The 25,646-nt window shown below is 60.7% G+C and carries 27 protein-coding genes and 2 pseudogenes; 13 read left to right on the plus strand and 16 right to left on the minus strand.

Annotated elements, in window-relative coordinates; genetic code table 11:
- The first annotated feature begins 2 nt into the window (after window positions 1–2).
- From BSK43_RS04725 to BSK43_RS04745, 5 genes and pseudogenes are all read left to right on the plus strand, one after another.
- Window positions 3–731, plus strand: a complete 729-nt coding sequence (locus BSK43_RS04725; RefSeq protein WP_077471943.1) for a uroporphyrinogen-III synthase — start codon at window positions 3–5, stop codon at window positions 729–731.
- Between the two features lie 80 nt (window positions 732–811).
- Window positions 812–2,074 (plus strand): mitofilin family membrane protein, encoded by a 1,263-nt coding sequence (locus tag BSK43_RS04730; RefSeq protein WP_077471944.1) that lies wholly within the window; start codon window positions 812–814, stop codon window positions 2,072–2,074.
- A 17-nt stretch (window positions 2,075–2,091) separates the two neighbouring features.
- Window positions 2,092–3,698, plus strand: a pseudogene (locus BSK43_RS04735) (heme biosynthesis protein HemY).
- Window positions 3,699–3,809: 111 nt separating this feature from the next.
- Window positions 3,810–4,295: a TerB family tellurite resistance protein gene (locus BSK43_RS04740; protein WP_077471945.1), complete on the plus strand. Its 486-nt coding sequence runs from the start codon at window positions 3,810–3,812 to the stop codon at window positions 4,293–4,295.
- The gene (locus tag BSK43_RS04745; protein ID WP_077472038.1) at window positions 4,288–5,013 is read left to right on the plus strand and encodes a glutamine amidotransferase; all 726 of its coding nucleotides are present in this window, start codon (window positions 4,288–4,290) and stop codon (window positions 5,011–5,013) included. The genes BSK43_RS04740 and BSK43_RS04745 overlap by 8 nt, the downstream gene beginning before the upstream one ends.
- Before the next feature lie 13 nt (window positions 5,014–5,026).
- Here the strand turns inward: BSK43_RS04745 and BSK43_RS04750 are convergent, their stop codons facing one another.
- Window positions 5,027–5,647 (minus strand): poly-gamma-glutamate hydrolase family protein, encoded by a 621-nt coding sequence (locus BSK43_RS04750; protein ID WP_136686732.1) that lies wholly within the window; start codon window positions 5,645–5,647, stop codon window positions 5,027–5,029.
- A gap of 9 nt (window positions 5,648–5,656) precedes the next feature.
- Window positions 5,657–6,913, minus strand: a complete 1,257-nt coding sequence (locus BSK43_RS04755; RefSeq protein WP_077471946.1) for an MFS transporter — start codon at window positions 6,911–6,913, stop codon at window positions 5,657–5,659.
- Window positions 6,914–7,028: 115 nt separating this feature from the next.
- Between BSK43_RS04755 and BSK43_RS04760 the strand changes: the two genes are divergently transcribed.
- Window positions 7,029–7,352, plus strand: coding sequence for a YggT family protein (locus BSK43_RS04760; RefSeq protein WP_136686753.1), 324 nt, complete (start codon window positions 7,029–7,031; stop codon window positions 7,350–7,352).
- On the plus strand, window positions 7,349–7,663 hold the full coding sequence (locus tag BSK43_RS04765; RefSeq protein ID WP_077471948.1) for a DUF167 domain-containing protein: 315 nt from the start codon (window positions 7,349–7,351) through the stop codon (window positions 7,661–7,663). The genes BSK43_RS04760 and BSK43_RS04765 overlap by 4 nt, the downstream gene beginning before the upstream one ends.
- On the opposite strand, the gene ppa is transcribed toward BSK43_RS04765, so the two are convergent.
- The 4 genes from ppa to BSK43_RS04785 all read right to left on the minus strand — a co-directional run bounded on the left by ppa (window position 7,664) and on the right by BSK43_RS04785 (window position 11,756).
- The gene (gene ppa, locus BSK43_RS04770; RefSeq protein ID WP_077471949.1) at window positions 7,664–8,200 is read right to left on the minus strand and encodes an inorganic diphosphatase; all 537 of its coding nucleotides are present in this window, start codon (window positions 8,198–8,200) and stop codon (window positions 7,664–7,666) included.
- A 96-nt stretch (window positions 8,201–8,296) separates the two neighbouring features.
- Window positions 8,297–8,803: a GNAT family N-acetyltransferase gene (locus BSK43_RS04775; protein WP_077471950.1), complete on the minus strand. Its 507-nt coding sequence runs from the start codon at window positions 8,801–8,803 to the stop codon at window positions 8,297–8,299.
- A gap of 205 nt (window positions 8,804–9,008) precedes the next feature.
- Window positions 9,009–10,835 carry a translational GTPase TypA gene (typA, locus tag BSK43_RS04780; RefSeq protein WP_077471951.1) on the minus strand — a complete coding sequence of 609 codons (1,827 nt, stop codon included), beginning with the start codon at window positions 10,833–10,835 and terminating at the stop codon, window positions 9,009–9,011.
- Between the two features lie 237 nt (window positions 10,836–11,072).
- Complete coding sequence (locus tag BSK43_RS04785) at window positions 11,073–11,756, minus strand: glutathione S-transferase family protein (RefSeq protein WP_077471952.1); 684 nt, start codon at window positions 11,754–11,756, stop codon at window positions 11,073–11,075.
- 90 nt (window positions 11,757–11,846) lie between these two features.
- Here BSK43_RS04785 and BSK43_RS04790 point away from each other — a divergent pair.
- Both BSK43_RS04790 and chrA read left to right on the plus strand, forming a co-directional pair.
- A pseudogene (locus BSK43_RS04790) lies at window positions 11,847–12,310 on the plus strand (MarR family winged helix-turn-helix transcriptional regulator).
- 109 nt (window positions 12,311–12,419) lie between these two features.
- On the plus strand, window positions 12,420–13,649 hold the full coding sequence (gene chrA, locus BSK43_RS04795; protein ID WP_077471953.1) for a chromate efflux transporter: 1,230 nt from the start codon (window positions 12,420–12,422) through the stop codon (window positions 13,647–13,649).
- Window positions 13,650–13,754: 105 nt separating this feature from the next.
- On the opposite strand, the gene BSK43_RS04800 is transcribed toward chrA, so the two are convergent.
- Together BSK43_RS04800 and BSK43_RS04805 are read right to left on the minus strand one after the other, a co-directional pair.
- Window positions 13,755–15,818, minus strand: a complete 2,064-nt coding sequence (locus BSK43_RS04800) for a M3 family metallopeptidase (RefSeq protein ID WP_077471954.1) — start codon at window positions 15,816–15,818, stop codon at window positions 13,755–13,757.
- Window positions 15,819–15,913: 95 nt separating this feature from the next.
- On the minus strand, window positions 15,914–16,555 hold the full coding sequence (locus tag BSK43_RS04805) for a LysE family translocator (RefSeq protein WP_077471955.1): 642 nt from the start codon (window positions 16,553–16,555) through the stop codon (window positions 15,914–15,916).
- Between the two features lie 161 nt (window positions 16,556–16,716).
- Between BSK43_RS04805 and BSK43_RS04810 the strand changes: the two genes are divergently transcribed.
- Window positions 16,717–17,199 (plus strand): MarR family winged helix-turn-helix transcriptional regulator, encoded by a 483-nt coding sequence (locus BSK43_RS04810; RefSeq protein WP_077471956.1) that lies wholly within the window; start codon window positions 16,717–16,719, stop codon window positions 17,197–17,199.
- Between the two features lie 78 nt (window positions 17,200–17,277).
- Here the strand turns inward: BSK43_RS04810 and BSK43_RS04815 are convergent, their stop codons facing one another.
- Window positions 17,278–18,501 (minus strand): argininosuccinate synthase, encoded by a 1,224-nt coding sequence (locus tag BSK43_RS04815; RefSeq protein WP_077471957.1) that lies wholly within the window; start codon window positions 18,499–18,501, stop codon window positions 17,278–17,280.
- Between the two features lie 193 nt (window positions 18,502–18,694).
- Between BSK43_RS04815 and BSK43_RS04820 the strand changes: the two genes are divergently transcribed.
- The gene (locus BSK43_RS04820) at window positions 18,695–19,549 is read left to right on the plus strand and encodes an SDR family NAD(P)-dependent oxidoreductase (RefSeq protein WP_077471958.1); all 855 of its coding nucleotides are present in this window, start codon (window positions 18,695–18,697) and stop codon (window positions 19,547–19,549) included.
- Window positions 19,550–19,611: 62 nt separating this feature from the next.
- Window positions 19,612–20,253, plus strand: a complete 642-nt coding sequence (locus BSK43_RS04825; protein ID WP_068388766.1) for a LysE family translocator — start codon at window positions 19,612–19,614, stop codon at window positions 20,251–20,253.
- Here the strand turns inward: BSK43_RS04825 and BSK43_RS04830 are convergent.
- The 5 genes from BSK43_RS04830 to BSK43_RS04850 form a co-directional block, all read right to left on the minus strand.
- Window positions 20,237–20,665, minus strand: coding sequence for a hypothetical protein (locus tag BSK43_RS04830; protein ID WP_077471959.1), 429 nt, complete (start codon window positions 20,663–20,665; stop codon window positions 20,237–20,239). The two genes, BSK43_RS04825 and BSK43_RS04830, sit on opposite strands and share 17 nt — an antisense overlap.
- A 5-nt stretch (window positions 20,666–20,670) precedes the next feature.
- Complete coding sequence (gene rlmN, locus BSK43_RS04835) at window positions 20,671–21,906, minus strand: 23S rRNA (adenine(2503)-C(2))-methyltransferase RlmN (RefSeq protein WP_077471960.1); 1,236 nt, start codon at window positions 21,904–21,906, stop codon at window positions 20,671–20,673.
- Between the two features lie 285 nt (window positions 21,907–22,191).
- Complete coding sequence (locus tag BSK43_RS04840) at window positions 22,192–22,749, minus strand: invasion associated locus B family protein (RefSeq protein WP_077471961.1); 558 nt, start codon at window positions 22,747–22,749, stop codon at window positions 22,192–22,194.
- A gap of 332 nt (window positions 22,750–23,081) precedes the next feature.
- Complete coding sequence (locus BSK43_RS04845) at window positions 23,082–23,471, minus strand: YkvA family protein (protein ID WP_068388759.1); 390 nt, start codon at window positions 23,469–23,471, stop codon at window positions 23,082–23,084.
- A gap of 68 nt (window positions 23,472–23,539) precedes the next feature.
- The gene (locus BSK43_RS04850; RefSeq protein WP_077471962.1) at window positions 23,540–23,845 is read right to left on the minus strand and encodes a 4a-hydroxytetrahydrobiopterin dehydratase; all 306 of its coding nucleotides are present in this window, start codon (window positions 23,843–23,845) and stop codon (window positions 23,540–23,542) included.
- A gap of 36 nt (window positions 23,846–23,881) precedes the next feature.
- Between BSK43_RS04850 and BSK43_RS04855 the strand changes: the two genes are divergently transcribed.
- Window positions 23,882–24,364, plus strand: coding sequence for a low molecular weight protein-tyrosine-phosphatase (locus BSK43_RS04855; RefSeq protein ID WP_077471963.1), 483 nt, complete (start codon window positions 23,882–23,884; stop codon window positions 24,362–24,364).
- Here BSK43_RS04855 and thpR read toward each other — a convergent pair.
- Complete coding sequence (gene thpR, locus BSK43_RS04860; protein ID WP_077471964.1) at window positions 24,295–24,891, minus strand: RNA 2',3'-cyclic phosphodiesterase; 597 nt, start codon at window positions 24,889–24,891, stop codon at window positions 24,295–24,297. The genes BSK43_RS04855 and thpR overlap by 70 nt on opposite strands.
- A 68-nt stretch (window positions 24,892–24,959) precedes the next feature.
- Window positions 24,960–25,610, minus strand: coding sequence for an arylesterase (locus tag BSK43_RS04865; RefSeq protein WP_077471965.1), 651 nt, complete (start codon window positions 25,608–25,610; stop codon window positions 24,960–24,962).
- Window positions 25,611–25,646: the final 36 nt, after the last annotated feature.

The raw sequence follows: 25,646 nt of genomic DNA on the forward strand, positions 1-25,646 counted from the left end.
CGATGCGCGTCGTCGTCACCCGCCCCCAGCATTCGGGTGAACGCACCATCAGGCGGTTGGCGCAGATGGGTCACGAAGCCCTGTCGTTGCCCTTGGCTGAACCGGTCCATCATGTCGACGAGGCGAGGCGCGCGCTCCTGGATACACATGGCGCCATAGCCACCACCAGCGCCGAAGCGATTCGGGTTCTTGCGACGTTGGGGTCCGATCTCGCCGAGCATCTCAATCGCCCCCTCTTTGCCGTCGGCAAGGCCACGGCGAAAGAAGCCACCGATCTCGGCTTTACCGATATTGCCATATCCGAGGGCGGCGGCACCGAGCTGGCGGCGCTGATTTCCGCCCATCCCGCCAGCCTTGCGAACGCTCCCCTCCTCTATCTCGCAGGCCATCCCCGCGCTGCCGGCTTCGAGGCAAGATTGACCGAGCTGCAGCTGCCGTTCCACACGGTCGAATGCTACCGGATGCGAGATATCCTTCCCCGCGAGGATATCCTGCGTCGATTTTTCAAAGATGCGCGCACGGATGCCCTGCTGCTCTATTCCCAGCAGACGGCGCAGCGCTTTTTCAGCCTGCCGTTCGTTCAACAAAATCCCGCGCTTTTTGCTGAAACACGCTTCCTCTGCCTGAGTGAGGCCATTGCAGCGGCGATCCCGCCCGCCATGCGTTTACATGTCGATATTGCCGACATGCCGGATGAGGACAGACTTCTGGCGCTGCTTGTCTCAGAGTAAGGCCGCAATTTTGATCTAAGGTCTTTCCATAATGGCCTTGTCTGTCTAACTTCGTTGCAGCGCATGAAAAGAGGACCTCCATGGTACCGGGAAAACCGCCTAACCATTCGAAGCCCAATGACGAGCCGGTCACGATTGATCTGGAAGCAGAAAAAACTGCGCAGGACGCAGCCCCTGAAAATATGACAGAGCGGAGCCATGGCGAATTCGCCTCGTCCTCCGCCAATGAAGTGGAAATGCCGCTGGAGGCGGAGAAGGAACCGCTGCGCGAGGAAACTCAAGCCAGCAGCTATGATCCGGACCCGGAAGAGCCGCAGGCCACAGCGGCGCGACAGCCTGATCCCACCCCTTCCTATTCCGGACAGCCGCCGCGACGGGAGGGCGCGACTTCGGGTCTGATCGCCGCCGGTATCGTTGGCGGACTGATTGCGCTCATTGGCGCCGGCGCCATTCAATATGCCGGCCTGTTGCCGGGCCAAGGTGCGGCCAAGGATAATTCCGCCGAGATCGCAGCGCTCAACTCTGAAATCGACGGATTGAAGCAAAGCGTTGCCAAACTCGCCTCCGCTCCCGCGCCAAAGCCCGACAATGCGCTTGCGGCCCGTGTCGCAGCGCTCGAGACCACGGCTGCCAGCAACACCTCCGCGGGCGGCTCCGCGGGTGTGACCAGCGGCGATGCCGATCAGAAGGTCGCTTCGCTCAGCGCAGAGGTCGAGCAGCTGAAGGCGGATCTCGGCAAGGCGACCCAAAGTCAGGCGACTTCCGACGCCGAAGTCGGCAAGCGTCTCGATGATGCCGAGAAGAAGCTCAACCAGCCGAGCCAGGAAAGCGCGGTCGCCCGCGCCATTGCCGCTGCCGCGCTGAAGGCGGCGATTGATCGCGGCGGCCCCTTCCGACCCGAGCTCGATACCTTTGCCAATGTCGCGCCGGACGATCCGGCCGTGACCGATCTCAAGAATTTCGCCCAGACCGGCGTTCCCTCGCGCGCCGATCTGATCCGTCAGGTGACGGATGTTACCACCGCCATTGTCGCCACCACGCAGAGTGACGATTCCAACCAGAGCTGGAGCGATCGCCTGATGTCGGGCGCCAAGTCGCTGGTGCAGGTGCGCCCCGTTGGCAACGTTCCCGGCGACAGCGTCGATGCGGTCGCCGCGCGTTTCGAAGACAAGGTGAAGAATGGCGATCTGCCGGGCGCGGTGACCGAGTGGAACAGCCTGCCCGACGCCGCCAAGTCGACCTCCGCCGCCTTCAAGCAATCGCTGGAAGCCCGCATCCGCGTCGAAGATCTGGTGAGCGATGCGCTGTCGAAGGCCATCGCCAATACCGGGAAACAGAATTAAGGACGGAGCGCGCAGCAATGATCAGACTGCTTATCTTCGCCATTCTCGTCCTGGCTCTCGGCTATGGCTTTTCGTGGCTTGCGGATCGCCCAGGCGATCTCTCCCTGGTCTGGGAAGGCCAGCTTTACCAGACCAGGCTGATCGTGGCCGCCGGCATATTGATAGCGCTCATCGCCGCCGTCATGATTGCATGGTGGTTCTTGCGATTGATCTGGACCTCGCCGCATTCCGTCACCCGCTATTTCCGCGCCCGCAAGCGCGACCGTGGCTATCAGGCGCTTTCCACCGGCCTGATTGCTGCCGGTGCCGGCAACGCCCTGCTTGCCCGGAAGATGGCGGCGCGTACCCGTGGCCTGATCCGCGCCGACCAGGAACCGCTCATCAATCTGCTCGAGGCGCAGGCGGCGCTGATCGAAGGCAAGCACGACGAGGCGCGCCAGAAATTCGAGCTGATGGCCAACGACCCGGAAACGCGCGAGCTCGGCTTGCGCGGGCTCTACCTCGAAGCCAAGCGCCTCGGGGCGCATGAGGCCGCGCGGCAATATGCCGAAAAGGCTGCCGATCAGGCTCCTTACCTGCCATGGGCGGCGCAGGCGACGCTCGAATATCGCAGCCAGTCCGGCCGCTGGGATGATGCCATCAAGCTGCTCGATCAGCAGAAGGTCGCCCACGTCGTCGACAAGACGACAGCCAACCGCCAGCGCGCCGTGCTGCTGACCGCGCGCGCAGCGACAGGCTGGAGAGCGATCCGGCCGGAGCCCGCGACGATGCGCTTGCGGCCCTGAAACTGGTGGACGATTTCGTACCTGCGGCGCTCATAGCCTCCAAAGCCCTGTTTCGCGAGGACAAGGTGCGCAAGGCCGCGTCCATGCTGGAGCAGGTCTGGAAAACCCAGCCGCATCCCGAGATCGGCAAGGCCTATGTGCGTGCCCGCAGCGGCGATTCCGTCGTCGATCGGCTGAAGCGTGCCGAACGGCTGGAGGCCATCCGGCCGAACAATGTTGAGGCATTGCTGCTCACCGCCAAGGCGGCGCTCGATGCGGGCGATTTCAACAAGGCCCGCGCCAAGGCCGAAGCCGCCGCGCGGATCGATGCCCGCGAGGGTGCCTTCCTGCTTTTGGCCGATATCGAGGAAGCCGAGACCAATGACCAGGGCCGCGTGCGGCACTGGATGGCACAGGCGCTGCGCGCCCCGCGCGACCCTGCCTGGGTTGCCGACGGTTTCGTATCCGACAAATGGCTGCCGCTATCGCCGGTCACGGGCCGCCTCGACGCCTTTGAATGGAAGGCACCCTTCGGCCAGGTCGAGGGACCGGTGGAGGAAGGGGCGGTCGTATCTGTCGATGCCGCGCTGAAATCGCTGCCGCCGGTGCGCGAGGCCGCTCCCGCAACCACGGCGGAGACCCCAAGCGCACCGAAAGTTGTATCGCCAGCCGCCAATACCTATGTCATGGAATTGGAGCCGACGGTGGCAAAACCGACGCCGAGCGCATCCGTTGCCGCGCCACAGCCGGCGCAAAAAGAGCCGGAACCACGGCCTTTTTTCGGCGGCGCGCCGGATGATCCGGGTGTGAAAGACCAAAAGCTTGAACCGGAACCCAAGACACGGCTCAAGTTGTTCTAGAGCAATTCCAGTAAAGGCACGCAGCGCTTTTGCCGGAATTGCGGAAAAACAAAAAGATCGAGCATGGTGCCCCCAAGAACCCTGCTCCACCTGCTTTAAGAATGGAAACGGATGTTCGAACGCTTTCAGGAATTTCTCCATAACCTGACCCAGGATCACCCCAAATCCGGCTTTGCACCCGACGATCCGCGCGTTGCGGTGGCGGCACTCTGCATCCAGGTCATGGAAGCGGACGGCAAGATCGAGAACAGCGAGAAGAAGCGGCTGCGCAAGCTCTTGAAGGAGCAATACGGTCTTGACGGCCGCGAGCTCGATCGACTGATCGCAGCCGGCGAGGAAGCCGAAAGCGAGGCGGTCGACTACTATCGCTTCACCTCGGATCTGAAACGCCATCTCGATAGTGCCCAGCGGCTGGAACTGCTCGGCATTCTCTGGGATATCGTCTATGCCGATGGTGAGCGTAGCGAGATGGAAGACCACGCGATCTGGCGCATCGCCGATCTCATGGGCATTTCCGACCGCGAGCGCATCATGAAGCGCCAGGAAGCAGCTGCCCGCGCACCCGGTTCCAAGGTGGAGACGGGCAATGATGATTGAAGCGCCGAAGAGCGCAGGCCGACCCATATTGATCGTGCTCCATCAGGAGCGTTCCAGCCCCGGCCGCGTCGGCCAGATGCTGCTGGAGAAAGGCTACGATCTCGATATCCGCCGCCCGGTCCTTGGTGAAAGCCTGCCCTCGACGCTTGCGGCCCATGCCGGCGCCGTCATTTTCGGCGGTCCGATGAGCGCCAACGACCCGGATGATTTCGTCAAGGCGGAGATCGACTGGCTCAAGGTCCCCCTCAAGGAAAACCGCCCCTATCTCGGCATATGCCTCGGCGCGCAGATGCTCGCCCGTCAGCTCGGTGCCAAGGTGGGCGCGCGCGACGACGGCAAGACCGAGATCGGCTGGTATGCGCTGAACCCGACGGAACGGGGCCGGCTGCTGATGCGCTGGCCGCAGATGGTGTATCATTTCCACCGTGAAGGCTTCGAGCTGCCGCATGGCGCCGATCTCCTCGCCACCGCCGAGACCTACCCCAACCAGGCCTATCGCTACGGCGCCAACGCCTGGGGCCTGCAGTTCCACGCCGAACTCACGCGCGCCATGATGCAGCGCTGGGTCGTGCATGGCGAGCACCGCTTCTGCATGCCGAACGCCCAGCAGGGCCGCGAGCATCTGGAAGGCCGCATGATCTTTGACGCCGCGCTGAAAGCCTGGCTGTCGGAATTCCTCGATCTGGTCTTCGAGGGCAAGCAGGCGATGGCTGCCTGAGGCGACCGATATCTCAGTTCGCCGCGAGAATTCGATCATATTGCTGGATCGCCCGGCGGATCGATCCGGCATATAGTCTCATCTTTTCAGTATCTGTTATCAGCACATCCCTGACATATCTCGGGATCTCCAGCTGCACGCCGGCATTCCGCCTGCCGCGATTGCATATGTTGCCTGTCCCGGTACCCGCCAGAGCCTCGCCTCTCGTCCTCGCAATCACAGCAAAGCCATTCTCCCGTAACGACTGAACGATCAAATCGCGAAGCGCCGTATCGAGGCCGCCGACCCAGCTTGTTTCCGGATCGTCCCTGTCCAATCGGCCATGAATGGCGACGACGACCTGTGATCCGGACACGAGGCCAAGCCCCATCGGCTCGTCGAAATGCGCGGAAGTGATGTGCAGATCGTGATGCGACCTGTCTGCGGCCAGCCCTTCGAAACAATAGAAGGAGAATCTCTCCGCCGCTATCTCCGCCGTGATTTCCGAGGTGCTCGGCTCGATGAAGCCGCCATGTGGAGCAATAATGGCAACGGGCGAGGACCGATCTTCCATGCGGATGCGGTAGTCGACGCCCTCATCCTCATGCTCCTGCAGTGCTGAGAATGAAGCATATCGATCCGGCTGCCTTGTCATGCCGCAGCCTCACGCCGGCTGCGGTTCGCCATCGCGATCGGGCGCGTTCAGGCTGTCGATCCGGCGAAGCTGCGGGAAGCCGGTTGCCCAGAGCACGGCAACGGCGAGCGTGCCAATGCCGCCAATGACGACGGCGGGGATGGCGCCGAAATAATGAGCCATGGTGCCGGCACGGAACTCGCCAAGCTCGTTGGACGCCCCGACGAAGACCATGTTAACGGCATTGACCCGGCCACGCACATGATCCGGCGTCCAGAGCGTGATCAGCGTCTCGCGGACATAGACCGAGATCAGGTCGGAGGCGCCCATGATCGCAAGAGCCGCAATCGACAGCCAGGCCGTGTGCGAAATGCCGAAGATCAGCGTCCCCAGGCCAAACATGGCGACGCCGATGAACATGCAGATCCCGGCACGATTGCGGATGGGATAGGTCGCCAGAAACAGGCCCATCGCGATGGCGCCGAAGCTTGGCGCGGCGCGCAGCAGCCCGAGGCCCCAGGGGCCAAGCGTCAGGATATCGCGCGCATAGATGGGCATCAGCGCGACGGCACCGCCCAACAGCACGGCAAAGAGATCGAGCGAGACGGCACCGAGAACGACCTTTTCCGACCAGATGAACCGGAAACCGGCAAGCATCTCGTTCAGGCTTCGCGCCTCATGGGCGACGCGCTGCTGCGGCTTCGGAATCAGGAAAGTCAGCACCGAACCGGCGGCAAAGAAAAGCACCGCCACCGTATAGGCGACGCCGGCGCCGACGCCATAGAGCAAGCCGCCTGCGACCGGCCCGAGAATCGCCGCAGCGTCCCACGACATCGAATTCCAGGTGATGGCATTCGTCAGGTCTTCGGGCGGTATGAGGTTTGGCGCCAGAGACTGCATCGCTGGCGTCATGAAGGCGCGCTCGATGCCGAAGACGGTAAGGATCAGGAAGACCGGCAGCGGCGCAAAGGTGCCCGACACGGTCAGGAACAGCAGAGCCGCCGCGCAGAGGGTACCAACAAAGATGCAGATCGCAGCAATCATGCGCCTGTTGTAGCGATCGGCCACCGTGCCCGTCACCAGGATCAGCAGCAGTGACGGCAGGAACTGCACCAGGCCGATCAGACCGAGATAGATCGGCTTGCCCGTGTGTTCATACATCTGCCAGCCGACGGAGACGCTGACCACCTGCGTCGCAAAGGCCGTGAGAAACCGCGCGAAGAAGAAATAACTGTAGGCGATGTGCCTGAAGGCGGCAAACCGGTCTCCGCTTGCAGCGAACGACATGGGGCGAGACTTTCCGGCGCGGCGGCCGATGCAAAACGCACGCTCGACGGCCTTTTAAACATGATTCAACATGCTTCAAAGCATGGGACTTGCCCGTTTAGTCGCCAATGTCTACATGTCTGTCAACCGCGAAATGGAGACTGACATGCTCGCCTTATTTCAAACCATTGATCTGGCTTTGAATCTTTATACTTGGGTGCTGATCGCCAGCGCCATCTTTTCTTGGCTCTATGCTTTCAACGTCATCAATTCGAGCAATCAGTTCGTCGGCTCTGTCGGCAACTTCCTTTATGCGGTCACCGAACCGGCGCTTCGCCCGATCCGCCGCATCCTGCCCGATCTCGGCGGCATCGATATCTCGCCCGTCATCCTGCTGCTGCTCATCTTCTTCATCCGCTCGCTGATGTGGAATTCGCTCGTTCCGCTTTTCCTGCGGTGAACCAGCCGTGGCAGGCATCTTCGGATCACCTGCGGCTTTGCGTGCGTCTCACGCCCAATGGCGGGCGTGACTCGATCGACGGCATCGAGACCGGCAGCGACGGCCAATCCTATCTGAAGGCGCGCGTCTCGGTCGCGCCCGAAAAGGGCAAGGCCAATAAGGCGCTGATCGCGCTGCTTGCCAGAAGCATGGGCATTCCCAAATCCTCGCTTGAACTGGTCAGCGGCGATACCGAGCGTAAAAAAATCCTCCGGATCGAGGGCGAGCCGAAGGATTTGATGCAAAGATTAAACGCTATCGTGAAGGCCTGATCAGGCCTTTTCCCTCTTGGCGCGCTCGATAGCTTCGAGAATAAGCTCGCCGGCTTCCTTGGAGCCACCCCAGCCAAAGATCTTCACCCACTTACCGGGCTCAAGGTCCTTGTAGTGCTCGAAGAAATGCTCGATCTGCTTCAGTGTGATCTCGGGCAGGTCGGTATGTTCCTTGACCTTCTCGTAACGCAGCGTCAGCTTCGGCGAGGGAACGGCAATGATCTTCTCGTCCTTGCCGGAATTGTCTTCCATCTTCAGCACGCCGATCGGGCGGACATTGATGACGCAGCCCGGAACCAGCGGGCGGGTGCTGGCGATCAGCACGTCGATCGGGTCGCCATCTTCGGAGAGCGTGTGAGGGACGAAGCCGTAATTGCCCGGATAGGTCATCGGCGTATAGAGGAAACGGTCGACGACCAGCGTGCCGGCCTCCTTGTCCATTTCGTACTTGATCGGATGACCGCCGACCGGCACTTCAACGATGACGTTGATGTCTTCGGGCGGGTTCTTGCCAATGGAAATCGCGTCGATGCGCATGCGTGTCCCCTAATAAGGATGGTTGCCGCCAGCCAAATAATCGGAATCATGACGCAACGCAACAATCCATCGATAGAGCGGAGGATTTAGTTGCCATCAGGGCCAGACGAAACCGATCTTCTTCAGCTGCCGGTGATCGAAAGTTTCGATGCCTTCGCAGAAATCCGCGCCATCCTGTCCGCGATAGAAGCGATAGGCATTTTCGTTTTCTTCGAGGCACCAGACCACCAGGCCCTTGCAGCCGAGCGACTTCAGCAGCCGGCGCGCCTCGCCGAAAAGCATGCGCCCCAAGCCCAGGCCCTGATATTGCGGACGCAGATACAGCTCGTAGATCTCGCCTTCCTGCGGAAGGGCGCGGGCACGGTTGAGCCCGAGCGTCGCATAGCCGGCAATCTCGCCGGCAACGTCCAGCACCAGCAGCGTCGCCGGTCCGCTGGTTGCCTTGCGCCACCAGGACTCGCCACGACGCTCGATCATCTGGCCAAGCGCGCGATGCGGAATGATGCCGGCATAGGTGTACTGCCAGGACTGGCGGTGCACCTCCGAAATGGCCCGGGCATCGTCGGGTTCTGCCCGCCGAACATCAATCGACAACGTCTTCATAACGGCTACTCTGGTCTTGCAGGCCCGAATTAACCATCCTCATTCATAAAGACGGCAAACTTGCCCACAGGCTTTATCCGTGGATCATCCACAAAAATTAACGACTTTTTAACCTTTGCCACAAGGGCTCAAAAATCGAACACACAAAATAAAACCCCGGCACAATGGCCGGGGTCAGATGCTTTGAAACGATACAGATTGCCTGTTACGCGGTGCGCGCCTTTTCGAATCGCTTACGCTCGTTCGGGTCGAGGTACATCTTGCGAAGGCGAATCGACTTCGGCGTGACTTCCATCAGCTCGTCGTCCTGGATCCAGGAAAGCGCGCGGTCGAGCGTCATGCGGATCGGCGGCGTCAGCTTCACGGCTTCATCCTTGCCGGCGGCACGGATGTTGGTCAGCTGTTTGCCCTTGAGCACGTTGACTTCGAGGTCGTTGTCGCGGGAGTGAATGCCGATGATCATGCCGGCATAGACCTTTTCACCCGGCTCGATGATCATCGGACCACGATCTTCCAGGTTGAACATCGCGTAGGCGACGGCTTCGCCGGAGGCGTTGGAGAGCAGCACGCCGTTGGTGCGGCCGCCGATCGCGCCCTTGAAGGGCTGATAGTCATGGAACAGACGGTTCATGATGGCGGTGCCGCGCGTATCCGTCAGCAGTTCCGACTGATAGCCGATGAGACCGCGGGTCGGTGCGAAGAACTTCAGGCGCAGGCGGTTGCCGCCGGACGGACGAAGCTCGACCATTTCGGCCTTGCGCTCGGACATCTTCTGGACAACGACACCGGAATGCTCTTCATCGACGTCGATCACGACTTCTTCGATCGGCTCCAGCATCTGGTCGGTTGCTTCGTCCTTGTGCATGACGACGCGCGGACGCGACACGGCAAGCTCGAAGCCTTCACGGCGCATGGTTTCGATCAGAACGGCGAGCTGCAATTCGCCGCGGCCGGAGACGTAGAACGAATCCTTGCCTTCGGCTTCTTCGATCTTCAGCGCGACGTTACCTTCAGCTTCCTTGAACAGGCGGTCGCGAATGACGCGCGAGGTAACCTTGTCGCCTTCGGTACCGGCCAGCGGGCTGTCGTTAACGATGAAGGACATGGTAACGGTCGGCGGGTCGATCGGCTGGGCGTGCAGCGCCTCGGTCACCGACGGATCGCAGAAGGTGTCGGCAACCGTGCCCTTCGACAGGCCGGCGATGGCGACGATATCGCCCGCATGGGCTTCTTCGATCGGTGTGCGCTCGATGCCGCGGAAGGCGAGAATCTTGGAAATGCGGCCGGTTTCGATCAGCTTGCCATCCTGGCCCAGAACCTTGACGGCCTGGTTCGGCTTGATCGAGCCCGAATGAATGCGGCCAGTGATGACGCGGCCGAGGAAGGGGTTGGATTCGAGCAGCGTGCCGATCATGCGGAACGCGCCGTCTTCTTCGCCGATACTCGGCTCCGGCACATGCTTCAGCACGAGATCGAGAAGCGGGCCAAGGCCATCTTCAACCGGGCCTTCCGGCGAATAGTTCATCCAGCCGGCGCGGCCAGAGCCGTAAAGGATCGGGAAGTCGAGCTGCTCGTCGGTGGCGTCGAGCGCTGCGAAGAGATCGAAGACTTCGTTGATGACTTCTTCGTGGCGGGCATCCGGGCGGTCGATCTTGTTGATCGCGACGATCGGGCGGAGACCGACCTTCAGCGCCTTGCCGACGACGAACTTCGTCTGCGGCATCGGACCTTCCGAGGAGTCGACCAGCACGATGGCGCCATCGACCATCGACAGGATGCGCTCGACTTCACCGCCGAAGTCGGCGTGGCCGGGCGTGTCGACGATGTTGATGCGCGTGCCCTTCCAGACAACCGACGTCGCCTTGGCGAGAATGGTAATACCGCGCTCTTTTTCCAGATCGTTGGAATCCATCATGCGCTCAACAGTGCGCTGGTTCTCACGGAAGGATCCGGACTGCTTCAGAAGCTCGTCGACGAGGGTGGTTTTCCCATGGTCAACGTGCGCGATGATCGCGATGTTGCGAAGTGCCATTTGTCTTAATCTCTGAGGCTGGGGCGCTGTATAAAACAAACAGGCCAATTTCATTTGGCGCGCTCATAGCCTTTTTTTCGCGATTGCGAAAGGGGGGAGGCGCGAAAGGGGCTGAAAGCTTGCCGCCACGCCTCACGAATACATCAATCCACCGCTGGCGGATAGGAGAAGTCTCCCCGCCGCCAAACCGCAAATATCGGCAATATGCAGCGCCTTGGCGGGATTTTTGCTGATACGTCAGGCGGCGCGTTTCAGCAGCCAGGCATCATGATTGATGAGGAAGCCCCTGAGCCGATCGGGATAATCCGGCGTGACCGCATCCCGCACGCTTTGCCGCAAAGCCAGCTCCCCGCACCATGCCGTCACACGCGGCAGCGCATCGAATAGGCCCGTCGGTGCGATGGCATCGAATACCTCGAAGTAACGAAAGATTGGTGCGAAGACCGCGTCGACCAGGCTGAACGCCTCGCCGGCGAAAAACGGCCCGCCATTCAGCTCCGCCTCGACACGGCTGAATTTCTCGATCAGTGCCTTGCGCTTGGTCTCATAGGTCCCTTCTTCCTTGGCGGTCTCAAACCCCCAGAGGTCCGACAGGATGGAAGAGCCGAACTCCATCCAGCCGCGATGGCGGGCGCGCGCCAACGGATCGGCGGGATGTAGCCTGACGCCGGGTTGGGTTTCCTCGAGATATTCACAGATTACGGCGCTTTCGAACAACACCGTTTCTGATCCGCCGCCCTGCTGGACGATCAGGAGGGGCACCTTGCCGAGCGGCGAGATGGCCAGAAACCAGTCGGGCTTTGCCGCCAGATCGACATAGCGGATCTCGAACGGCACGGCCTTTTCGGCAAGCGTGATGGCCGCCCGCTGGACATAGGGGCAAAGGTAGTGGCTGACGAGGGTCAATGCTGCGTCGGACATGGTCGAATCTCCGGAGTGTTCACCATAGTAGATGTAATTGCATCTATATGCGCACTTGCCAGTTTGGTCAATATAGATGTAATTGCATCCATGTCCGATTGTTCAGATGCAGCCTCCGCAAAGCCCTCCGCCGCCATCACGCGGGCATGGGTGCGCCTCATGCGCGCTCAGCAAATCACACTTGCGGCCATCGAGCAGGATTTGAAGGCCGCCGGCCTGCCGCCGCTTGGCTGGTACGACGTGCTGCTGGAGCTAGCGCGGGCCGCGGACGCAAGCTGCGGCCCTATGAAATCGAAGAACGCACGCTGCTTGCCCAACATAACCTGTCCCGCCTCCTCGACCGGATGGAGAAAGCCGGCCTCGTTCACCGCGAGATCTTTTCCGAGGACGGTAGAGGTCGCTGGGTGATTATCACCGAGGCGGGGAATGCGATGCGAACCCGCATCTGGACCGTCTATGCCGCCGCGCTCCAACGCCACCTGGGCGACAGACTGGATGACACCCAGGCCGATCAATTGGCCGATCTGTTGACTGTGCTTTCGCGCAAAGCCTGATCGGCGCGGCGAAGGCTATCCGCCCCGCGCACAGCGCAGAATTTACAATGCAGGCTCCTTAGGGAATAACAGCCTTGGAACTGACCTGAAAAAGCCGGGGAATTGATTGGTGAAGCCGTCAACAGCAACAAGCCCCGATGCCGCGATCGGTCAGCCCCGAGGCACCGCTGGCGAAGTCTTCCTTGCCTTTCTCAAGCTTGGCCTCACCTCGTTTGGCGGTCCGATCGCTCACCTGGGATATTTCCGCGATGAGCTGATCATTCGCCGGAAATGGACAAGCGAGGAAGGCTATGCGGATCTGGTCGCCCTCTGTCAGTTTCTGCCGGGACCGGCTTCAAGTCAGGTCGGGTTTGCCCTCGGCCTCCTGCGCGGCGGTATTGGCGGCGCGTTTGCCGCCTGGACAGCCTTTACGCTGCCTTCGGCGATCCTTCTGGTTGCCTTTGCGATGGCGGCAACCGCATTTGGCGGGCCGGTGGGAGCTGGCTTGCTCCATGGCCTCAAGATTGTCGCAGTCGCCGTGGTCGCACAAGCCGTCTGGGGCATGGCGCGCACCCTGACGCCCGATAAGGAGCGAGCCAGCATTGCGCTGGCGGCAGTCCTGATCATCGTCTTTGTTCCGAGTGCGGTGGGGCAGATCGCGGCAATCGCCACAGGTGCTTTCGCCGGATTGCTGTTCTGCCGTAGTGAGCTTGCGTCCATCGCGCACCACGTCTCATTCCGCATTCCAAGGCGTGTCGGACTTTTGTGCCTCATCTGCTTTTTTGGGCTGCTCGGCCTACTGCCAATCCTCGCCAGCCTCAGCGGGTCGCAAGGGGTGGCGTTGTTTGGCGCATTCTATCGCTCCGGATCGCTCGTTTTTGGAGGCGGCCATGTTGTGCTGCCGCTCTTGCAGGCAGAGGTGGTCAATACCGGCTGGGTCAGTGCCGATGCGTTCGTGGCGGGATATGGCGCCGCACAGGCCGTACCGGGACCGCTGTTCAGTTTCGCGGCCTATCTCGGCGCAATGACAGGGCCTGGACCACACGGCTTGGCAGGAGCGGCAATTGCACTTGTTGCAATTTTCCTGCCCGGCCTGCTGCTATTGATCGGCACTTTGCCATTCTGGGATGACGTCCGCCGCTACCCGCTCGCACAGGCCGCCATGCGCGGTGCCAGCGCGGCAGTCGTCGGTATCCTCGCCGCCGCGCTCTATAACCCGGTCTGGACGAGCGCAATCCTGCAGCCGTATGATTTCGCAGCTGCGCTGGCCGGCTTCGTATTGCTTGTTGCCTGGAAGACCCCGCCCTGGGTTGTCGTGGTCTCGATGGGCTTGGCGGGAATAGGCCTCGCCTTCATCTGAAAATCGACAAACAAGGCTTGCCCTATAAATGGTTGCGGCAACGGGTGGCGATTGCCCTGGATCATGGGCAATCTCGCCATCCCGACGCTTGCATGGGCGGCTAAATCAAGCCGCCAGCCCCTTCTTCCTCAGCATCGCATCCGGGCTCGGCAGCTTGCCGCGGAACGCCTTGTAGGCGTCTTCCGGATCGATAGAGCCGCCGACGGAATAGATGTTGGCCTTCAGTTTTCCGGCCATATCGGCATTGAAGGCATCGCCGGTTTCCTCGAAGGCGGCGAAGGCGTCGGCATCGAGCACTTCCGACCACATGTAGGAATAGTAGCCGGCAGAATAACCATCACCGGCGAACACATGCTGGAAATGCGGCGTTGCGTGGCGCATGACGATCGACTTCGGCATGCCGATTTCAGCAAGCACCTCCGCCTGAACCGCCATCGGGTCTTCGACCGCGCCGCGAGTGTGGAACGCCATGTCCACCAGCGCCGAAGAGGTGAATTCCACCGTGTTGAAGCCGGCATTGAAAGTGCGGGCTGCCAGCACCTTGTCCAGCAGCGCCTGCGGTATCGGCGCGCCGGTCTCATAGTGAACCGCATATTCCTTGAGGATGGCGGGCACGGTCAGCCAGTGCTCGTAAAGCTGCGACGGCAGTTCGACGAAGTCGCGGGAAACGCCGGTGCCCGACACCGAGGGATAGGTGACGTTGGAGAGCATGCCGTGCAGCGCATGGCCGAATTCATGGAATAGTGTGCGCGCGTCGTCGAGCGACAGCAGCGCCGGCTTGCCTTCCGCCGGCTTGGCGAAATTGCAGACATTGTAGATGATCGGCAGTTCGCCGACCGTGCCATTCTCAAGCGGCAGCTTGTGCTGCGATTGGAACGAACTCATCCAGGCGCCGGAGCGCTTGGAGCCGCGGGCAAAGTAATCGCCGAGGAACAGCGCGACGAGCTTGTCGGAACGGTCGCGGATCTCGAAGACGCGCACGTCGGGATGATAGGCAGGCACGCCCTTCTGCTCGACGGCATGAATGCCGAACAGGCGGCCGGCGACATCGAAGCAGGCGGCAATGATCTTTTCGAGCTGCAGATAAGGCTTCAGTTCGGTCTCCGAGAAATCGAACTTTTGCGTGCGGATCTTCTCGGCATAGTGCCGCCAGTCCCAGGGCATGACCTCGTGATTGCGGCCTTCCTCGGCGATCAGCCCGGCAATATCCTTTTCCTCCTCGGCGGCGCGTGCCGCCGCCTTCGACCATACGGTCATGAGCAGTTCGTTCACCGCGCCAGGTGTCTTCGCCATGGTGTTGTCGAGCTTCAGCTCGGCGAAATTGGCATAGCCGAGCAGCTTGGCTTTCTCGGCCCTCAGCACCAATGTCTCGCGGATGATCTCGCGATTGTCGGTCTTGTCGCCATTGGCGCCGCGCGCCACCCATGCATTGAAGGCCTGCTCGCGCAGATCGCGGCGCTCGGACGAGGTCAGGAATGGCTCGATGATCGAGCGCGACAGCGTGACGGCATATTTGCCCTCTTCGCCGCGCTCGCGGGCTGCGGCAGCCATCGCATCGCGCAGATAGTCGGGAAGCCCGGCAAGGTCGGCCTCGTCGGAGAGCAGAAGCACCCAGCCCTTTTCATCGGCAAGGACGTTCTGGCCGAACTGCGCGCCAAGACCGGCAAGCTTCTCATTGATCGCGGAAAGACGGTCCTGCTCCGCCTTCGGCAGCTTGGCACCCGACTTGACGAAACCCTTCCAATGCCGTTCCAGCACGCGGGTCTCTTCCAGGGTCAGGCCGAGTTCGGCCCGCTTTTCCCAAAGAGCATCAAGGCGGGCAAACAGCGCGGCATTCGTGCCGATCTTCGAATAGTGCCGGGACACCTTCGGGGCGATCTCGCGCTCCAGCGCCTGGATCGTTTCGTTGGTGTGAGCACCGGCCTTGTTCCAGAACAGCGCCGATATGCGCGACAGCGCATCGCCGGCGATCTCGAGCGTCGTCACCGTATTGGCGAAGGTCGGCGCTTCACTGTTGTTGGCAATCGCGTCGATCTCAGTCTCATGCGATGCGAAAGCAGCATCGAAGGCAGGCGCGAAATCCGTGTCCTTGACGGCGTCGAAGCGCGGCAGCCCCTGATGTCCGGTCCATTCGACGAGCGCGGGATTGACGGCGGCGTTTGAAGACATGCAGGGCATCCTTTCGACTGACATCTGATCGAAGCACGATATAAGGCCCGCCCCGCCAAATTGGTATGGCGAGCCGAACAAATTCATTGGAGGGATCAGGCCTTGCGCCAGCCGAGCAGGCCTGGCGTTGCGTGCCAGAGCGCCTGTGCCGCAAAGCCCATGAACAGCACGCCGGAGCAACGCACGATCAGCCGCTCATGGGCGCGATAGAAGCGCCGTACGGCGCCCGCACCGATGATGCTGATCAGAATGAGATCGGCCGTCACGAAACCGGCAAAGGAAACGGCAAGCAGCAGGGGCAACGCGCTGAAGGTGAGCGCACCGGCGGAACCGGCCACCAATGCGGTGAACGTTGCCAGCGCAACCGGATACCCCTTGGGATTGGTGACGCCGAAGATGAGGCCGCGACGGAAGGGTCGGTCGACATTGACAAGCGATTTGCCATCTCCTGTCGGCTTGGCCGTGACGGCACTCCAGCCGATCCAGGCGAGATAGAAGCCGCACAGCAACCCCAGAAGATCGAAAACGAACGTGCCGACGGTCTTGGCGCCGACGATGGCGACCAGTGCGAGCGAAGACCAGACGAGATCACCGAGCAGATGGCCGCTGACAAAAAAAGCACCCGCCTTGCGTCCCTGCCCCGCACCGATGCCGAGCAGCGCCAGAAAGGCAGGTCCGGGAATGAGCACATAGAAAAGCGCCGCCAGAAAGGCGCCGACAACAAGGGATTGCGTCATGATGGGTATTCCTACTGATGATGGCGCAAAAGTAGCAATCTGCCGAATCCGGTCAAGCCATCCTTCGTTTTATGGCCGAAGAAGGCGTTGTGTTCACGGGTTTAAACCAATAAGAACGTTGTGGGGCCCCAGAACTGAAAAGCGTAGGTAGGGAAACGCTTATGACCAGCAGGATTAATACGGATTCGCTCGCCTTTCTTGTGAGCGATTGCGCCCGATTGATCAGGACGGCCTTCGAGAGACGTATTCTCGTCGCAGGTCTCGGACTGACGGCGGGCGAAGCACGGACGCTGATGCAGGTTGCCGCCATCAATGGCAGCCGCCAATTGGACATCGCCTCCCGGATGGGACTGGAGCCGATGACGGTCAGCGCATTTCTGGACAAATTGCAGGCCAGAGGCCTGATCGAACGCCAACCAGACCCGCTCGACCGCCGCGCCAAGCGGATCGTGCTGTCGGAAGCAGCGGACGCCAAGCTGAAGCAGATCGATCGCGAAATCTACGAAGTCGAGCGCAATGCGACGCAGGGCTTCGATCAAGGGCTGCAGACGCAGCTGCATGACGCGCTCTGCTCGTTTCGCAGCAATCTGCAGAAGGTGGAATTGCCCGCCGAGATCGAACGCGAACTAAGGCCGGTGGATTAATCCCAGCCGCGCCGTCATGCCAAAAAAAGAACCCGCCTCCGGCAACCGGAAGCGGGCTATTTTGCGTTTTGATGCCGGTTACTTCGACAAATTGCGCTTGGCGAGCGTGCGCAGGCGGAGCGCATTGAGCTTGATGAAGCCGGCCGCGTCCTTCTGGTCGTAGGCGCCCTGGTCGTCCTCGAAGGTGACCAGCTTGTCGGAATAGAGCGACTTCGGGCTTTCGCGGCCGATTGTCATGACGTTGCCCTTATAGAGCTTCAGCGTCACTTCGCCTTCGACATGTTCCTGGCTCTTGTCGATGAGGGCCTGCAGCATTTCGCGCTCCGGCGAGAACCAGAAGCCGTAATAGATGAGTTCGGCATAGCGCGGCATCAACTCGTCCTTGAGGTGCGCGGCACCGCGGTCAAGCGTGATGGATTCAATGGCGCGATGCGCTGCGAGCAGGATCGTGCCGCCGGGCGTTTCATAGACGCCGCGCGATTTCATGCCGACAAAACGGTTCTCGACGAGGTCGAGGCGGCCGATGCCATTGTCGCGGCCGTAATCGTTGAGCTTTGCCAGCAGTGTGGCCGGGCTCAGGCGCTGACCGTTGATCGAAACGGCATCGCCCTTTTCGAAGCCGATCTTGATAACCGTGGCCTTGTCGGGAGCCGCTTCCGGGGAAATCGTGCGCATATGCACATATTCCGGGGCTTCCTGCGACGGATCTTCCAGAACCTTGCCCTCGGACGAGGAGTGCAGCAGGTTGGCGTCGACCGAGAACGGCGCTTCGCCCTTCTTGTCCTTGGCAACCGGGATCTGGTGCTTTTCGGCAAATTCGAGCAGGTCGGTGCGGCTCTTGAACGACCAGTCGCGCCACGGAGCGATGATCTTGATATCCGGATTCAAAGCATAGGCCGACAGTTCGAAGCGAACCTGGTCGTTGCCCTTGCCGGTCGCGCCATGCGCGATGGCGTCAGCGCCGGTCTTCCTGGCAATCTCGATCAGATGCTTGGAGATCAGCGGGCGGGCAATGGACGTGCCGAGCAGATAGACGCCTTCGTAGACGGCATTGGCGCGGAACATCGGGAAGACGAAATCACGCACGAATTCCTCGCGCACGTCCTCGATATAGATTTCCTTGATGCCGAGCAGTTCGGCCTTCTTGCGCGCCGGCTCCAGCTCTTCGCCCTGGCCGAGATCGGCGGTGAACGTGACGACTTCGGCGCCCAGCTCCGTCTGCAGCCATTTCAGGATAATCGAGGTATCGAGCCCGCCGGAATAGGCGAGAACGACTTTCTTCACGTCTTTATGTGATGCCATTGTGAGTTCCGCTTCAAGGCGAGCCAGGGGAAAGGCCCGCAAACCTGTGTCGCGGAACTTTTAGCGAGATTATCGTGAGGCGCAAGGGGAAGTGCGGCACAGCACTTCGTGCACCTTCGACACCGGTTTGACTCGTTCCCGGAAAGCACCATATTCGGCGACGACCGAACAATGCCTGAGGAGGGCGCCGCTCGTGACTGATATTCAAGCCATTTTCAAGAAATCCAATGTTGCCGTCATCACCGGCGGCGCGTCCGGCATCGGCCTTGCCGCCGCCAAATATTTCGCTTCACACGGGATGAGCGTCGTCATCGCCGATCTCGGTGGCGACCGGCTGGCGCAAGCAAGCGCCGAGCTCAAGACGATCACGGGCGAAGAGCATGTCATGGCCATCGAGACCGATGTTGCCAGCAAGGACTCGCTGGAAGCACTGGAACGCGCCGTCCTGCAGCGTTTCGGCCGGGTCCATGTGCTGATGAACAATGCCGGCATCGGCCCGGAGACTTCAATTTTCAGCGCACAGGCCGGCTGGGACGCCATCCTCGGCGTCAACCTGCTCGGCGTCGTCAACGGTACACGGACCTTCGGACCGGGCATGCTCGCCCATGGCGAACCGGGTGTCATCATCAACACCGGCTCGAAGCAGGGCATCACCACGCCTCCAGGCAATCCGGCCTACAATGTCTCGAAGGCCGGCGTGAAGGTCTTCACCGAGGCGCTGCAGCACGAGCTGCGCAACACGGCGGGCGCGAAGATATCGGCCCATCTCCTCATTCCCGGCTTCGTCTTCACCGGTCTTACCAAGGGCGAGCGCAAGGAAAAGCCGGCCGCGGCCTGGACGCCGGAGCAGACGGTCGATTTCATGGTGGAGAGCCTGGAGCGCGGCGACTTTTACATCCTGTGCCCCGACAATGACGTGGCTCGCCCGGTCGATGAGCGCCGTATGCTGTGGGCGGCCGGCGATATCGTCGAGAACCGCCCGCCGCTGTCGCGCTGGCACCCCGATTATGCCGATCAATTCAAGGCATTCCTCGACAAGAAGGATTGATTTGCAATCCCCCGAAAGCCGGATAGAAACACGCATCCCCCTATCCGCTTTCGGAGCATCTCATGGATTTCATACCCAGCCTGCCGACCCTTCTTGCCTTTTCGGCGGCAAGCCTGTTGCTGGCGATGACGCCTGGCCCTGACATGACGCTGTCGATCAGCCGTGCGCTGGCGCAAGGCAAGAAGGCGGCGCTCTTCGTCGTGCTCGGCACCACGCTCGGCGTCGTCGTTCACACCTGCCTGGTGGCTTTCGGCATTTCTGCGTTGATCACAGCCTCGCCTGTCGCCTTCACCGTGTTGAAGACCGGCGGCGCTGCCTATCTCCTCTGGCTGGCGATCCAGGCGATCCGCTTCGGCTCCAGCCTGTCGGTCAAGAAGGTCGACGCCACCAGCGGCACAGCGCTTGCCAATATTTCGAACGGTTTCTGGGTCAATCTGCTGAACCCCAAGGTCATCATCTTCTTCATGACCTTCCTGCCGCAGTTCGTCACGGCTGGTGATCCCACGGTCACGCACAAGCTGCTGTTTCTGGGCTTCTTCTTCATCGTTATCGGAATGCCGGTGAACACGCTCGTCGTACTCGCCGCCGATGGCCTGTCGTCCTGGCTGCAGAGAAACCGCGGCGTCATGCGCGGCCTCGACTACGCCTTTGCCGGCGTCTTCTCGATCTTTGCGGTGAAGATCTTCTTCACTCAGGCCCGCTGACAACGGGGCGACGTCCGGCGAACCGGCCGGCGATCCACCAATAGACGATGCCGCTGGCGGCGCCCAGGAAGGCGAAGCAGACCACGATCGTAATCACGTTGAGGGTATGCGGCCGCTCGACGCTACCCGAAATCAGCACGGAGGCCACCGCCGACAACAGGGCGCCATAAACGGCATAGCCGTACCAGCGGCGGATGCCGCGCCATTCCAGAACCGGGATAACCACGAGGGATGGCAGGATGCTGACGATCATCACCAGTTTGGTGAGCGCGATTGTCAGGGCGAAAAGCTCTGGGGTAGCGGCATCGGGCACCGTCCATGCGGCAACGCAGGCCAGCACGAAGCCCATCAACGCGCAAGCGGCGATATAGCCCCACAGGAGCCGTATCGGCTTGCGCAATGCAACGAGCATCAGGCTCAATCCTCGCCGTGATTGGCGATCATCATCGCTTCGAAAGCCAGGCGCTCGGTCTTGCGCATGCGCTCCGATTCCGACTTCAGCTGGCCGCAGGCGGCAAGAATGTCACGCCCGCGCGGTGTGCGGATCGGCGAGGCATAGCCGGCCGAATTGATGAAATCGGCGAACTTCTCGATGTGTTCCCAGTCCGAGCACTGATAGTTGGTGCCGGGCCAGGGGTTGAAGGGGATGAGGTTGATCTTGGCCGGGACGCCCTTCAGGAGCTGGATCAGCCCCTTGGCATCCTCGAGGCTGTCGTTGACGCCCTTCAGCATCACATATTCGAAGGTGATGCGCCGCGCGTTCGAAAGGCCGGGATAGGCGCGACAGGCGTCCATCAGCTCCTTCAGCGGATACTTCTTGTTGATCGGCACCAGCATGTCGCGCAGGTCGTCGCGCACGGCATGCAGCGAGATCGCCAGCATGACACCGATCTCCTCGCCGGTGCGGTAGATCTCAGGCACGACGCCCGAGGTCGAAAGCGTGATGCGCCGCTTCGAAAGCGACAGGCCGTCACCATCGGAGGCAATCAGCAGCGCCGTCTTGACGCTGTCGAAATTGTAGAGCGGCTCGCCCATGCCCATCATGACGATATTGCTGACCTTGCGTCCTTCCGCCGGCATGATCGTGCCCTGCGGCGCTTCACGATCCGGAAAATCGCCGAGGCGGTCGCGCGCCAGAAGCAGCTGCGACAGGATTTCTTCCGCCGTCAGGTTGCGCACCAGGCGCTGCGTGCCGGTATGACAGAAGGAACAGGTGAGAGAACAGCCGACCTGGCTGGAAATGCAAAGCGTTCCGCGCCCTTCTTCCGGAATATAGACGGCCTCGATCTCGACGGGACGACCGGCGCCGCGCGGCGGGAAGCGCAGCAGCCATTTGCGGGTGCCGTCGTTGGAGACCTGTTCTTCGACGATCTCGGGACGCGCGATGGTGAAATGCGTCTTCAGCATTTCACGCATGTCCTTCGAGACATTCACCATGGCATCGAAATCGGAGACGCCGCGCACATAGATCCAGTTCCAGAGCTGGCTGACGCGCATCTTGATCTGCTTGTCGGCAACGCCCTTTTCCTTGAGCGCTGCCCCCATTTCCTCACGGGTCAAGCCAATGAGCGAAGGCTTGGGCGAAAGCTCCACAGGCTGCGACAAGGGCATCGGCTTCAGCTTGGAGGGTGTCATGACATCGGTGGCGGACATAGGATCATTCCAACGGTTCACATCGGCGATGCCGCAAAAGCTGACGAAAGCTGCGGATGCGGGCAAGGCACGGAAATCTGAAGATTCATGCGGTGGCGGGACCAACTGTCTGCCGCACACCTGCTGTTGGCGCGGCCTTTAGCATTAATTTCCGCCCGCGTCATCCCTTTCCCTCAAAAGCAAAGCCTGGCCCTTAAAAGCAAAAGGCCGGCATGCTGGCCGGCCTCGTCATTACGGTCGCGGCGGCAGGACGATCACATTGACGTGATCCCTTGGCCTTCGATCTTACTTGCAGTTCTCGATCTGCTTCAGGGCAGCGGTAACGCCCTTCAGCGAATAGGTATAGGACGTCGCGGTGCCCTTTTTCGACGTCGCCGTCACTTTCAGCGAATGGCCGGATTTCAGAGCCGCCACCAGCGCAGGCTCCTGCGCGGCATTCTCGACCCAGGCGGCCTTGTCCTTGGTGAACATCACGAAGGTCTTGTTGTCGATGAGCACGTCGACCTTGGAATTCTCCTTGAGAGGATAGCCCATCATCGCCTGCGGTTCGTAGGAGATGTTCTGGCCCGGGCGCTGCGACACGATGAAGAAGTTGTCGCCATGGTCGATACCCGACGCCGGCGTCTTGGCGGTCGGCACCGAAAGAACGTAGCAGACCTTGCCCGCCGCCGACTGGTAGGAGTAAGCGCCCCAGGCATCGAATTGCTGAATGCGCGACGGAGCCGCTGGCGCTGCTGGCGCCGCGGCTGGCGCTGCCTGCGTATGCTTCTTGGTCTGCGCGGACGCGATGCCGGTGCCGGCGAGAACGAGCGAGAGAGCGATTGCGAAGCTTTTTACAAACATGGTTTCCTGCCGATTTCTTGCGGTCCAGAGCTCATGGCGAATCGATATACGCACGCCTATGCTCGTGAGCTGCCCTATTTTGACTTTATTCAGGTTACCAAACCGTCAACGGAGCGCTGACCGCCCTCAGCTCCGTGCCATTTCAATCCAAGCATCACGCAGAGTTTGAACGCATCAGAAGGAGTTGGAAAACCCGGATGATGAAGTACCATCCTACGGGATCGATTTAAGACAGAAAGATTCAGGCAAGAATTTGACATCGCTAAAATCAGGGTCTGCCATAAAGGTCTGGAAACCCGAAAGGATTCAGAACAGACCCCGTTGAGCGAGCCTCAAGCCGTTTTCATCGCTTCGGGCTCGTTCTCAAGCGCCCTGTCCGCCGCATCGTAATGCTCCTGGCGGATATGGCCCCTGATCATGCTGAGAGCCAGCGTCAGCACCGCAATATCGTCGGTAAAGCCGATAACGGCGAAAAAATCGGGGATAATGTCGAACGGCATGACGAAATAGCCGAGTGCGGCGAGCAGGATGCCGCGGACGCGGGTCGGCGTCTGCGGATCGAGCGCGCAATAGAAGGCGGCAACGACGTCGCGCGAAAACGGGATATGGCGAGCCGCCTTGCGCAAGGTCGGCCAGAACTTGCTGCGCACGGATTTCTCCTGCTTTTTCTGGGTCTCTTCGTCACCAGGCATCAGGATTTCCCCGTACTTGATGTCATCCATTCCATTTACCTCTATTCGCACCCACTTTTTCCGGGCCGCGTCAACATATGGTGATCATCCCGGACGATTCAATCAACGCGCCGGGCGGCGGCCTTCTCCATCGCCTTTGCCAGCTTGACGTCATGATCGGTCAGACCGCCGACATCATGGGTCGTCAGCTTCACATCAACGCGGGAATAGACGTTGAACCATTCCGGATGGTGATTGAATTTCTCCGCCGCGAGTGCCGCCTCCGTCATGAAGCCGAAGGCCTCGATGAAATTGCGGAATTTGAACGTCTTCGAAATCGAAAGTCGATCGGCCGCAAGTGTCCAGCCACCGAGCTCGTCCAGGATTTGATCGATTGCAGCCGGCTCCAGCTTCTCGTATTTCATGGCAAGGTCACTCCTCTCAAACGATTGAACGATAGCATGGATCGTCACAGGGTTCTTTTCGTCTGCGCCGGCAACATCTGCCGGTCACCCCTCGCCGAAGGCATTTTCAGGCATCTGGTGACGGAGGCCGATCGCTCCCCCGAATTCGAGATCGCTTCGGCCGGCACCGGCGGCTGGCATCAGGGCGAGAAGCCAGATCGCAGATCGATCACCGTGGCTGCCAGCCATGGGGTCGATATTTCCGGTCAGCGTGCCCGCCGCGTTGAGCCATCGGATTTCGGCCGGTTCGATCTGATCCTGGCAATGGATCAAGACAATTTGAAGAACTTGCGCAAGACGGCGCCTGCCGATGCTCTCAGCAGGCTGCACCTCTTCAACGCCTTCGCGCTCGGCAGCAACAAGGATATTCCCGACCCCTATTATGGCGGCCGGGAAGATTTTGAAGCGGTTTATACCATGCTCTTGGCTGGTTGCAGCGCGCTGTTGCCCAAGGTCGGGAAAGCACTCCGCGCTTCGTGAAGCGGGAAGATCTCCTCGGTGAGATAGGGACCACCACCGACCGATTCGCGCGAGGACAGAAGCACGAAGCGCCCCACCGTGAACGGCTGGGTGTAGAAATTGCCGCGGCCGGAGAGGTAGTGCACGACATCGTCGACCCGCGAGGATTTCAACCTGGCGAGCGTGACATGCGGCGTGAACTTGCGGGGGTCGGGCTGCAGGCCGATGCGCTGGCAGATGCGCTCGATCTCGCCTTGCAGCGCATGCATATCCGGTGTCGGCGAAACGCCGGCCCAGACCGAATGCGGTTTCTTGGAACCGAAGGAACCTATGCCCTCCAGCCGAAGCTGGAATTCAGGACGATCTATCCGGTCAAGGCGGTCGACGATCTCATCAGCCGTGCGGCCATCGACGTCGCCGATGAAGCGCAGAGTGATGTGATAATTTTCAACGTCGATCCACCTGGCTCCGGGGAGACCACCGCGCAACAACGAAAGGCTCATGGCCGCGTTGCGCGGAATTTCGAGGGCGGTAAAAAGTCTCGGCATCACGAGCACTCCCCGAATCTCTTGCAGGTACAAGCAGGGAATCACGCATTTGCAGTCGGTGCAAGCATCTATTTCGCACCTGCGTCAATCATCCCTACAAACTTGATAACGGCCGGTAAGATACGCTCGACCATGACATCGACACCCTTGGGGTTCGGATGCATGCCGTCGTCGAGCTGAAGATTGGCCTGCGCGGCGACGCCATCAAGGAAGAACGGATAGAGCGTGAGCTGGTATTTGTCGGCCAGACGCTTGTAGATCGGGTTGAATTTCTCGGCATAATCCGGCCCCATGTTCGGCGGCGCCAGCATGCCGGCGAGGAAGACCGGGATCTTCCGCTCCTTCAACCTTTCGATCATCGTCTCCAGGTTCTTTTCCGTCTGTTCCGGCGGAATGCCGCGGAGAGCGTCGTTGGCGCCAAGCTCCAGAACCACACCGTCGGTGCCGTCGGGCACGGACCAGTCTATGCGGGAAAGCCCGCCGGATGTCGTATCGCCGGAAACACCTGCATCGGCGACGGCCACATCCAGCCCCTTGGCTTTCAGCGCCGCCTCGAGCTTGGCCGGAAAGCCATCGCCCGGCGGCAGCTGATAGCCGGCCATCAGGCTATCGCCGAACCCGACGAGCTGGATGGTCCGCGCCTCCGCTGCACTCACGGCGCCAAACAAAAGACCGAAAGTGATGACAGCGAATTGAAACGCAGCAACTTTAAATCTCATGATCCATTCCCTAAATTCGCTGCTCGGGCCAAATCG

It is taken from the genome of Rhizobium sp. P44RR-XXIV, from assembly GCF_001999485.2.
GTDB lineage: Bacteria > Pseudomonadota > Alphaproteobacteria > Rhizobiales > Rhizobiaceae > Rhizobium.

Excerpts from the sequence above, each read along its gene's own strand:
- BSK43_RS04725 (WP_077471943.1), top strand. The coding sequence starts at position 3 with ATGCGCGTCGTCGTCACCCGCCCCCAGCATTCGGGTGAACGCACCATC.
- BSK43_RS04730 (WP_077471944.1), top strand. The coding sequence starts at position 812 with ATGGTACCGGGAAAACCGCCTAACCATTCGAAGCCCAATGACGAGCCG.
- BSK43_RS04740 (WP_077471945.1), top strand. The coding sequence starts at position 3,810 with ATGTTCGAACGCTTTCAGGAATTTCTCCATAACCTGACCCAGGATCAC.
- BSK43_RS04745 (WP_077472038.1), top strand. The coding sequence starts at position 4,288 with ATGATTGAAGCGCCGAAGAGCGCAGGCCGACCCATATTGATCGTGCTC.
- BSK43_RS04750 (WP_136686732.1), bottom strand. The coding sequence starts at position 5,647 with ATGACAAGGCAGCCGGATCGATATGCTTCATTCTCAGCACTGCAGGAG.
- BSK43_RS04755 (WP_077471946.1), bottom strand. The coding sequence starts at position 6,913 with ATGTCGTTCGCTGCAAGCGGAGACCGGTTTGCCGCCTTCAGGCACATC.
- BSK43_RS04760 (WP_136686753.1), top strand. The coding sequence starts at position 7,029 with ATGTCTGTCAACCGCGAAATGGAGACTGACATGCTCGCCTTATTTCAA.
- ppa (WP_077471949.1), bottom strand. The coding sequence starts at position 8,200 with ATGCGCATCGACGCGATTTCCATTGGCAAGAACCCGCCCGAAGACATC.
- BSK43_RS04775 (WP_077471950.1), bottom strand. The coding sequence starts at position 8,803 with ATGAAGACGTTGTCGATTGATGTTCGGCGGGCAGAACCCGACGATGCC.
- typA (WP_077471951.1), bottom strand. The coding sequence starts at position 10,835 with ATGGCACTTCGCAACATCGCGATCATCGCGCACGTTGACCATGGGAAA.
- BSK43_RS04785 (WP_077471952.1), bottom strand. The coding sequence starts at position 11,756 with ATGTCCGACGCAGCATTGACCCTCGTCAGCCACTACCTTTGCCCCTAT.
- BSK43_RS04800 (WP_077471954.1), bottom strand. The coding sequence starts at position 15,818 with ATGTCTTCAAACGCCGCCGTCAATCCCGCGCTCGTCGAATGGACCGGA.
- BSK43_RS04805 (WP_077471955.1), bottom strand. The coding sequence starts at position 16,555 with ATGACGCAATCCCTTGTTGTCGGCGCCTTTCTGGCGGCGCTTTTCTAT.
- BSK43_RS04810 (WP_077471956.1), top strand. The coding sequence starts at position 16,717 with ATGACCAGCAGGATTAATACGGATTCGCTCGCCTTTCTTGTGAGCGAT.
- BSK43_RS04815 (WP_077471957.1), bottom strand. The coding sequence starts at position 18,501 with ATGGCATCACATAAAGACGTGAAGAAAGTCGTTCTCGCCTATTCCGGC.
- BSK43_RS04825 (WP_068388766.1), top strand. The coding sequence starts at position 19,612 with ATGGATTTCATACCCAGCCTGCCGACCCTTCTTGCCTTTTCGGCGGCA.
- BSK43_RS04830 (WP_077471959.1), bottom strand. The coding sequence starts at position 20,665 with ATGCTCGTTGCATTGCGCAAGCCGATACGGCTCCTGTGGGGCTATATC.
- rlmN (WP_077471960.1), bottom strand. The coding sequence starts at position 21,906 with ATGTCCGCCACCGATGTCATGACACCCTCCAAGCTGAAGCCGATGCCC.
- BSK43_RS04840 (WP_077471961.1), bottom strand. The coding sequence starts at position 22,749 with ATGTTTGTAAAAAGCTTCGCAATCGCTCTCTCGCTCGTTCTCGCCGGC.
- BSK43_RS04845 (WP_068388759.1), bottom strand. The coding sequence starts at position 23,471 with ATGGATGACATCAAGTACGGGGAAATCCTGATGCCTGGTGACGAAGAG.
- BSK43_RS04850 (WP_077471962.1), bottom strand. The coding sequence starts at position 23,845 with ATGAAATACGAGAAGCTGGAGCCGGCTGCAATCGATCAAATCCTGGAC.
- BSK43_RS04855 (WP_077471963.1), top strand. The coding sequence starts at position 23,882 with ATGGATCGTCACAGGGTTCTTTTCGTCTGCGCCGGCAACATCTGCCGG.
- thpR (WP_077471964.1), bottom strand. The coding sequence starts at position 24,891 with ATGCCGAGACTTTTTACCGCCCTCGAAATTCCGCGCAACGCGGCCATG.
- BSK43_RS04865 (WP_077471965.1), bottom strand. The coding sequence starts at position 25,610 with ATGAGATTTAAAGTTGCTGCGTTTCAATTCGCTGTCATCACTTTCGGT.